This is a genomic window from Caballeronia sp. (assembly GCF_028292365.1).
GTDB lineage: Bacteria > Pseudomonadota > Gammaproteobacteria > Burkholderiales > Burkholderiaceae > Caballeronia.
Window position 1 is genome coordinate 1 of record NZ_JAQGMM010000589.1, and the last position, 6,803, is coordinate 6,803.

The following is a 6,803-nucleotide window of genomic DNA, read 5'->3' on the forward strand; positions in this document are numbered from 1 at the left end:
CGATCCACATAATAGTGATCGTTTCGCAGACGCTCTGCGCGCGCATCGCGGCGCCGTCGAACTGAAAAAATATCCGGGCTACGGCCACGATACGATCGTCGAGTCGTTTTCGGCGGTACCGAATACGGTCTCACCGGTTCTGGCCGACGTCACCGCCTTCATCGACGCGCATTAAAGATGCGATTCGATAATCGGCGCTGAAAGACTGCGGCTTTCGCCCAGCCGAAATGACCGGTGTAGAAAGCAAAGGCGCCATAGGAGTGTCTCGGTAACCGATCAGGCGAATGTCTCTTCCTGGCCGGGTGTCGCCTTATACGAAGAGCATCGTGGGGAGAGCGGCCAGCTCGGCGAAGAACAGCATGCGACTCGGATCGACCTAGCGCCATTCTTCTCCCTGGGCGCGACAGCGGGGAAGCACTCGAAAGCGCCTCGGAGTTCATCGCAATCGGCGTGCGGGGCGCATCCTAATCGCGGAGCGCTTGCCGGAACCGGATCACCCTGAAGCAGCCGAATGGGTTCCGACGGCGCGCGCCGCGCTCTGCCTCACGCAGCCACGTCCGGGTATCCAGCAGCCGCGCGTAGACCGCCGCGGCGGCTGCGTATTCGGTCAGGCTCGCCTTATCAGTCATTCTCGACGATCCTCGTTGGGGCAGCGGTGTAAATTGAACTTACACCCTTCTCGTCGCCGAGGATATCGGCGAGTTCGACATCGAGCCGGGCGCACGTGGCGGTGTACTCGGGATTGGCGGCCATGCTCCGATCGGCTGCGGTATGGCACGCCTGAAGCGATAGCTCACCTGCACCGGGATAAGGAACAGCGTGGTAATCCGCTAACCCGTGTACCGAACCGGCCTTAGCCCTAAACCTTTCGCAATGAAATGCCGATAACGACGACGACTCCGAACATCAAGCCGCAAGATATTGCGGCGCTGGCGTCGGTTTCTCAGAAGTCTCCATTCACAGCACCACGTTCAAAGATAACCAGACCATAATGAAACGAACACTTGTGGCAGCAGTCCTGCTCGCGACGCTATCGATCACTGCCCACGCGGAGACCCGTTGCGGGATCGTCACCAACTCGCTTCCCGGTGGCGAGTTGACGCTGGATGATCGGGACGCGGCGTGGCAACTTGATGCGAACGGCGTACCCGATAAAATGCCGGACACCAGTCGCGGCGAACAGTGCGGATGCGTCACCGGCACGACCGACCCCAAGACCCACGCGTTCACCAGCGTCACAGGCGGCCAGCTAAAGCCCATGAAAGTCTGCGACGCCGACAAGAAGTTGACGCAGGCGTTCAAAGCCCGGTATCACCAGTAGGATGTAATCATTTCAGTCATGGGCGAAGCTTCTAATCCGTCGGGGCAATCCCGGGCAGCATCGCTCCCACGGCCTCGAACTGCTCGTCGAATCCACGATCTCAACAGATCAGCGCATCCGCCCTGGCGTGCGCCAGGCGATTGACGGCCGCAAGGGGCGCATAGACGGTTACCGTCGGCGGTTTGATTCCGCGCTCGGCCAGCAGCGCATTCAGGCGGGCCAGGGCAGCGCCTCTCACCTTACTCAACATCAAAAATCTCCGTTTCCAGACCGTTACCTAGCCGCATCCCTTCCTGCGCGTCCGCCACTTCGACCACTTGGCGCACGCCTTCTTTCTCCAGCACCACCGTAATCCGGCACGGCGTTGGGCCCTTGGGCTTCCCGTGGAACTCCCCATCGCCAGACGCACGCGCTCAAGCTCGATCTCAAGCTCGCTATCCTGCATGTGCCGCAGCGTCTGCACGATCCGCAGCGCGGCCATCGCGGCACCAGCGCCACCATCTTTGTCCAGCTTCTTGATGGCGGCGTAGACCTGCGCACGCACGGCCTTGGTTTCCTAAAGTGGCGGACGTTGATGGCCTTCTGACACGCCAGAATCGCCGCCTTGATGAATGCCTCGCGCTCGTCAGCATCGAGCCCCTCAGGGATGGCCGGATCGTCGGCGTAGGTCGGCGATGGTGAGGGGGTCGGGACCGCCCCCACCCCACAAGGGACGGTCAGGTTTCTCTGTAACGGTCGTTCAATCTGAGCAGAACAGATAACAGATCCCCCTCACGCCCTTTGCGTCGTCCTTGCTCCTCCAGTTAGCAGCGAAAGGAAATTGAGGCAACGTAGCTGGTCCTGAAGCGGATTCAACATTAGACCAGCGCTGGTTGGTAGCTGTGCTACGCGGCCGTGTAATGCGATTGCTAAAGTATTCGTTAAATTTGCCGTATACCTAGAAAGCCGTGACTAAAAAGCGCCATGTCCACAAAAATTAACGAGCCTGTTCCACGCAAAGTCAAAATCGCCGTGAGGTGCTTGTGGATGATTGTCGGAGGGGCCAGCGTTGTCGCAGCACCTTTGCTCCTCGCACCGCTCAAATACCATAGCGCGACGGGGCTTTTTATAGTCGCTATCGCGATTTTATTGATCCTAGTCCTTTCAATTTTCCCTTATGGTTTGTCTCACTGAAAACGCTGGGCATTCGGATCCGCCAGTTTTTTTTGCGCTCGCGAGATTTTCCGATTCGTCGCTCACTTCCCTGGCCGGCCCGTCTCGCTTTTAGGGGCGCTGGAAGCTCTCGAAGTCTTGTTGTGCTTCGTTGTGCTTGTTTTGCTTCTATCTTCAGACAGCATAGCTTGGTTCTTTCCCCGTGCTGCACGCCGACGATAAAGCCTGCGGCTTGCAGCCCATCGGCAAGCCCAATATGGGTAGGCGCTTCTCCGCGACAACCCGGTCGGCATCGTCGGTCACGGAAACCACACTGTCGTTCGAATGCAGGTCAATTCCGCTATGTTTCATGTCAGCTTCCTTCTAGTTAAAGCGTTTCGCAAACTCACTTTAACCCCGCCGCCTCCATGGCGACGTTTGGAGGCCCGCTAGATGATTTTCAAGACAGGTCGGACCGTGACTCGCTAAACCTGAATCTGTCCAAGAGCTTCGAGCTCGGGCAAAAAAGAGGAGCGGGCCGGCGGATTTCATAGTGGGCCGCAGCCGTATCAGGCTGCAATGAGCACGAATATAAAGCTGCAACCCATCCTGTCGTAGTCGTAGCACACGAAAAACCGTCGCAAACGGGAGGGCGTTCATATAAGGACAGATGAAGTGTACTCGCGGACCCCGCCCGTCCGCGGCTGACCAATTCTACGATCTCGCAACATAAGCAGTACTTCTCATATCGATCTCCGCTCCCCCTTCATCCTTACCGCGACAAAATCTTTTGAGAACGTGATGGACGAGTCTATCTGTCAGCAGCCGCTGAACTGAGTGCGTCGCCGTCGGCCCGCAACAAAGCCACGCACTCGCACTACATTCAGCGCACGGTGAAAACTGAAATACCGCCGTTCGGGAATGCCCCGCTGCCTGCCTGGAACGGCACATAGACCTGGCCGGACGGACCGTCGATTGCAACCGAATGCGCACCGGTACCGACCGCTATCTGAGCGATGATCGTGCGGCTGCTGCCGTCCACGACCGCCATCTCCGGTGTAAAACCCGATGCCGCCGCCGTACCACTCGTCACCCAGTGCCGCGCGGGCAAGAAATAGCGATTCGAGGTTTTGTCATAGGCGATCTGATCCACCCCGCCGAACGGCAGTCTGGCCAGCACAGATCCACTGGTGCGGTCGAGGATCAGCGTTATCAGCGGATTGCCCGCGCCCGGATCGCAACCCACCATTACGTCCTGGTTCGGCCCAAGTGCGAGTCCAGCCGGTGCACAAGCGCCCAGCGGAAACGCCTTCGTCACCGCAGGTTGTCCGGCGGTGATCGAACTCGCCGGGATGACGTCAAGCTCGCCGTCCGGGTTGACCGTGGTCCCGTCGTTGTTAATCAGGAAACTCTTCGTGCCCGCGTCGTATTCGCATGCCTCGAGACCCGAGGAATCGTTGAAGGTCAGTTTCGATACGATCGCTTGCGTATCCGTGTTGATAAACGTTAGGAACGGCGGAGTGTCCGCCGGATTCGCCACCGCAACGAGATGATCGTCAGGATCGAAGCATCCCTCGTCGGAGCGGTTACCCGTAGTGGCAATAGGGATCGACTTTGCGAGTGCCTGCGTGGACGTATTCAGAATCTTGACGCCATTTACGTCGCCCACATACAGGGTGCTCGTGCCCGGCAAGCCAATCAGGCCGTCAGGCCCGGAATCCGTGGTGGTCGCGCCATTACCGGCAAAACCGCCCGGTATTTGCGCGATGAGCTTGTTAGTGCTCGTATCCACTATGTCGACGGCCTTGTTGTTCCGGTCCGCCAGGAAGTATTTGCCCTGGTCCGCGTAACTGATGTCGAAGCTGAAGGCAGGACTTGCGGAATTCGGCACGGCGATGTTGGTAATCAGATGCGGCGTCGAACTACCGTTGTTGTCAGAGCCGCCGCACGCCGCAAGCAGGCAAGCGGCAATCGAACCGGCGGCTACAAGTGCGCCGCACCGCGTGATCGTTCTTTTCATCTTCGTCTCCTGAAACAGCATTTAGATATTTTGTGCTGAATGATGTGCGGTTTATTTAGCGAATCATTCAGCAAGCAGGCTCATTAATTAAAATATTGAGATTCAAATGCGATGAATACGCTAATATTTAGAGCCCCATCGCCCGGTAACGATGCGAGTGCTCCAGACAGTCTCCTGGTTGTCCGGAAAAGAAAAATCTCGGGGCTGCACGCGTTCTGCGGGCATTTGTCGGCAATGACAGAATGTCGGCGCAGTGGAAGACATTGCGCTGATGCAACGATGCTTGAAACTTCCTTAAGAAATGCTTATCTCTATTCGGAGCGTTAAAGTAGTCTTAATTGAAATGAAAGACATTTGATTATTGATCTGAATTTCAAATTTCGGTCTATCGGTCGAGTAAACGACGCACCTCCATTCGATCAGCCGGCGTCTGGCCCTGGCTTACGCGTGCCAGCCGATTGTCTCCGCGGCGTCCCATGCATTGACGGTAGAGCTGCCCCACCAGCCAATTTTCATCAACGCGGATCCAACACGCTTTTCCCAGATCGTTCAGAACCTGATCAACAATGCTGCGAAGTACACCCCAAACGGTGGGGCTATCTGGCTAACAGGCCGCCGCGAGGACGAACATGCCGTCATTTCGGTCCGCGACAATGGCATCGGCATCGCAACCGAACACTTGCCTTCGTTGTTCGAAATCTTTACGCAGCTTGACGCGGGTCGTGAGCGCTCGCAGGGAGGACTCGGAATCGGCCTATCCCTTGTTCGCACCTTGACAGAGTTGCACGGTGGGTCAGCGTCGGCTCATAGCGGGGGCGCTGGTTTAGGCAGCGAGTTTATCGTTCGATTTCCGCTTTCGGACGAGCCAAGCGCAACAGCGCTATTTCATGTATCCGATCCGCCGGCTCGCAACGCGGCACGGCGTCGGGTGTTGATTGTCGACGACAACGAAGATGCGGCCGAGAGTTTGGCCATGTTGCTGCAAGCGGAGGGCTATGACGCTCGTACAGCCTCGGATGGCAAGACGGGGTTACGCATAGCGGATGAATTTTCCGCGGAGGCAATAATCCTGGACATCGGGCTTCCCGATATGACTGGATATGAGGTCGCGCAGGCTGTCCGGCAAAGTCAACGGGGAAAGTCGGCTTTGGTGATTGCGTTAACGGGCTGGGGCCAGAAGCAAGACAAGCAAGATGCAAAGCTGGCAGGATGCGACTTTCATTTCACAAAGCCGGTCGATCTGAAACGGCTTCTGGCGATTCTATCTGATGGCAGCGTAGACCCAGCAGCTTGACGTCTTCATCGCCCGTGGTTGTTCATTCGTTTTTCTGCAAGAGAGTTTAAAGGCGGCCAGCGGAATGACGGTTGGCCCTTTTTGGCAATAGCCGTCGAATCCGTGATCGACGAGATGGCGACGTACCTCGTACGGGTCGAGCGCATTGAACGCAATGATTGCAACGTCCCTGATGTCGGGATCGGTCCGTGGCGTAAGTGACGCGTGGACGCCCTCACATTCGGGCACCGAGATGCCCATCAGAATAGTCTGCGAATCCAGTGCGTGCTTGATGCGACGGCCCCATCGGTCGAGAAAGGAGTGCGAACTCCATGTGTTCATTTTGATAAATAACTTGCGCTCAGCCGCCTCCATTCGTACACCACGAGAAAAGTTAGGTGCGCATGGTCGCGGCGAATCTGCCGGTCGGTCTATCATCGAGAACGGTCTGGAGACAGGGCGAGATTGCTGATTTCCCGGAATCTCGCGCCGTTTAGTGCTGACAAATGTCGTCCGGCGCTGAATTCATTACCCACGAACGCGGGGTGCTCGCCTTGAAAGCTGTCATTACATCGCACATGCGCGTTATATGCGTGGAGGCTCCCGCTTTGAATCAATTTGGCTACCGCCTGTTTGGCAATGACGGGCTACTTCACGAGGACACAGTCACTGTGCGCACTGCACGGATCTTCTCTGCCGAACTCGCTGGTAGCAGTGCATTCATGACTATGATGACGACGATTGCCAACGCCGATCCAAGAAATTACGACGTATTGGTTGGCAGCGTTTTCAGCGATTAGCCCTTTTGGCCAAGGCTTCTGTCGCTGCGGCGAGCCAAACGGAACCAGGGGATCCACAATTCTCACACGGCGTTCGACGAGCGCCCCAGAAACGGACGAAAACGCACTAAAATGCAACGTCGAACTAGCGAACCTATCGATTACTTCCTGTGCAAGGGGACCGCTGCAAAAGTCGGTCAGCCGCAGCTGCCTGCAAATGATAGTAGCGAATCACACCTTCATCAAAGCTCGGGACTTCGCAAATCCCCGGCTACAATT

Annotated in this window: 9 protein-coding genes and 1 pseudogene; 4 read left to right on the plus strand and 6 right to left on the minus strand. The window is 56.9% G+C overall.

Annotation, left to right across the window (positions count from 1 at the left end):
* Positions 1-464: 464 nt before the first annotated feature.
* Together JWR14_RS34735 and JWR14_RS34740 are read right to left on the minus strand one after the other, a co-directional pair.
* Complete coding sequence (locus JWR14_RS34735; protein WP_299718536.1) at positions 465-629, minus strand: hypothetical protein; 165 nt, start codon at positions 627-629, stop codon at positions 465-467.
* Positions 622-753, minus strand: coding sequence for a hypothetical protein (locus JWR14_RS34740; RefSeq protein WP_299718538.1), 132 nt, complete (start codon positions 751-753; stop codon positions 622-624). The genes JWR14_RS34735 and JWR14_RS34740 overlap by 8 nt, the downstream gene beginning before the upstream one ends.
* Before the next feature lie 238 nt (positions 754-991).
* Here JWR14_RS34740 and JWR14_RS34745 point away from each other — a divergent pair, with 238 nt between their 5' ends.
* On the plus strand, positions 992-1,321 hold the full coding sequence (locus tag JWR14_RS34745) for a DUF4087 domain-containing protein (protein WP_299718541.1): 330 nt from the start codon (positions 992-994) through the stop codon (positions 1,319-1,321).
* Between the two features lie 100 nt (positions 1,322-1,421).
* Here JWR14_RS34745 and JWR14_RS34750 read toward each other — a convergent pair whose 3' ends face one another.
* Positions 1,422-1,571 (minus strand): hypothetical protein, encoded by a 150-nt coding sequence (locus tag JWR14_RS34750; RefSeq protein WP_299718543.1) that lies wholly within the window; start codon positions 1,569-1,571, stop codon positions 1,422-1,424.
* A 114-nt stretch (positions 1,572-1,685) separates the two neighbouring features.
* Between JWR14_RS34750 and JWR14_RS34755 the strand changes: the two genes are divergently transcribed.
* On the plus strand, positions 1,686-1,907 hold the full coding sequence (locus tag JWR14_RS34755; RefSeq protein ID WP_299718545.1) for a hypothetical protein: 222 nt from the start codon (positions 1,686-1,688) through the stop codon (positions 1,905-1,907).
* 824 nt (positions 1,908-2,731) lie between these two features.
* Here the strand turns inward: JWR14_RS34755 and JWR14_RS34760 are convergent.
* Together JWR14_RS34760 and JWR14_RS34765 are read right to left on the minus strand one after the other, a co-directional pair.
* Positions 2,732-2,824 (minus strand): annotated as a pseudogene (locus tag JWR14_RS34760) (IS110 family transposase); the annotation flags it as partial.
* A 511-nt stretch (positions 2,825-3,335) separates the two neighbouring features.
* Positions 3,336-4,472 (minus strand): hypothetical protein, encoded by a 1,137-nt coding sequence (locus tag JWR14_RS34765; protein ID WP_299718547.1) that lies wholly within the window; start codon positions 4,470-4,472, stop codon positions 3,336-3,338.
* Positions 4,473-4,953: 481 nt separating this feature from the next.
* Between JWR14_RS34765 and JWR14_RS34770 the strand changes: the two genes are divergently transcribed.
* Entirely contained in the window at positions 4,954-5,766 is an 813-nt protein-coding gene (locus JWR14_RS34770; protein WP_299718550.1) for an ATP-binding protein, read from the plus strand.
* Here JWR14_RS34770 and JWR14_RS34775 read toward each other — a convergent pair.
* Positions 5,734-6,120, minus strand: coding sequence for a hypothetical protein (locus tag JWR14_RS34775; protein WP_299718555.1), 387 nt, complete (start codon positions 6,118-6,120; stop codon positions 5,734-5,736). The two genes, JWR14_RS34770 and JWR14_RS34775, sit on opposite strands and share 33 nt — an antisense overlap.
* A gap of 131 nt (positions 6,121-6,251) precedes the next feature.
* On the opposite strand from JWR14_RS34775, the gene JWR14_RS34780 reads away from it, so the two are divergent.
* Positions 6,252-6,545: a hypothetical protein gene (locus tag JWR14_RS34780; protein WP_299718558.1), complete on the plus strand. Its 294-nt coding sequence runs from the start codon at positions 6,252-6,254 to the stop codon at positions 6,543-6,545.
* Positions 6,546-6,803 lie beyond the last annotated feature (258 nt).

What these genes read in the sequence shown, in the direction of transcription:
- JWR14_RS34735 (WP_299718536.1), bottom strand. Translation starts at nt 629, where the DNA reads ATGACTGATAAGGCGAGCCTGACCGAATACGCAGCCGCCGCGGCGGTC.
- JWR14_RS34740 (WP_299718538.1), bottom strand. Translation starts at nt 753, where the DNA reads ATGGCCGCCAATCCCGAGTACACCGCCACGTGCGCCCGGCTCGATGTC.
- JWR14_RS34745 (WP_299718541.1), top strand. Translation starts at nt 992, where the DNA reads ATGAAACGAACACTTGTGGCAGCAGTCCTGCTCGCGACGCTATCGATC.
- JWR14_RS34750 (WP_299718543.1), bottom strand. Translation starts at nt 1,571, where the DNA reads ATGTTGAGTAAGGTGAGAGGCGCTGCCCTGGCCCGCCTGAATGCGCTG.
- JWR14_RS34765 (WP_299718547.1), bottom strand. Translation starts at nt 4,472, where the DNA reads ATGAAAAGAACGATCACGCGGTGCGGCGCACTTGTAGCCGCCGGTTCG.
- JWR14_RS34775 (WP_299718555.1), bottom strand. Translation starts at nt 6,120, where the DNA reads ATGGAGGCGGCTGAGCGCAAGTTATTTATCAAAATGAACACATGGAGT.
- JWR14_RS34780 (WP_299718558.1), top strand. Translation starts at nt 6,252, where the DNA reads ATGTCGTCCGGCGCTGAATTCATTACCCACGAACGCGGGGTGCTCGCC.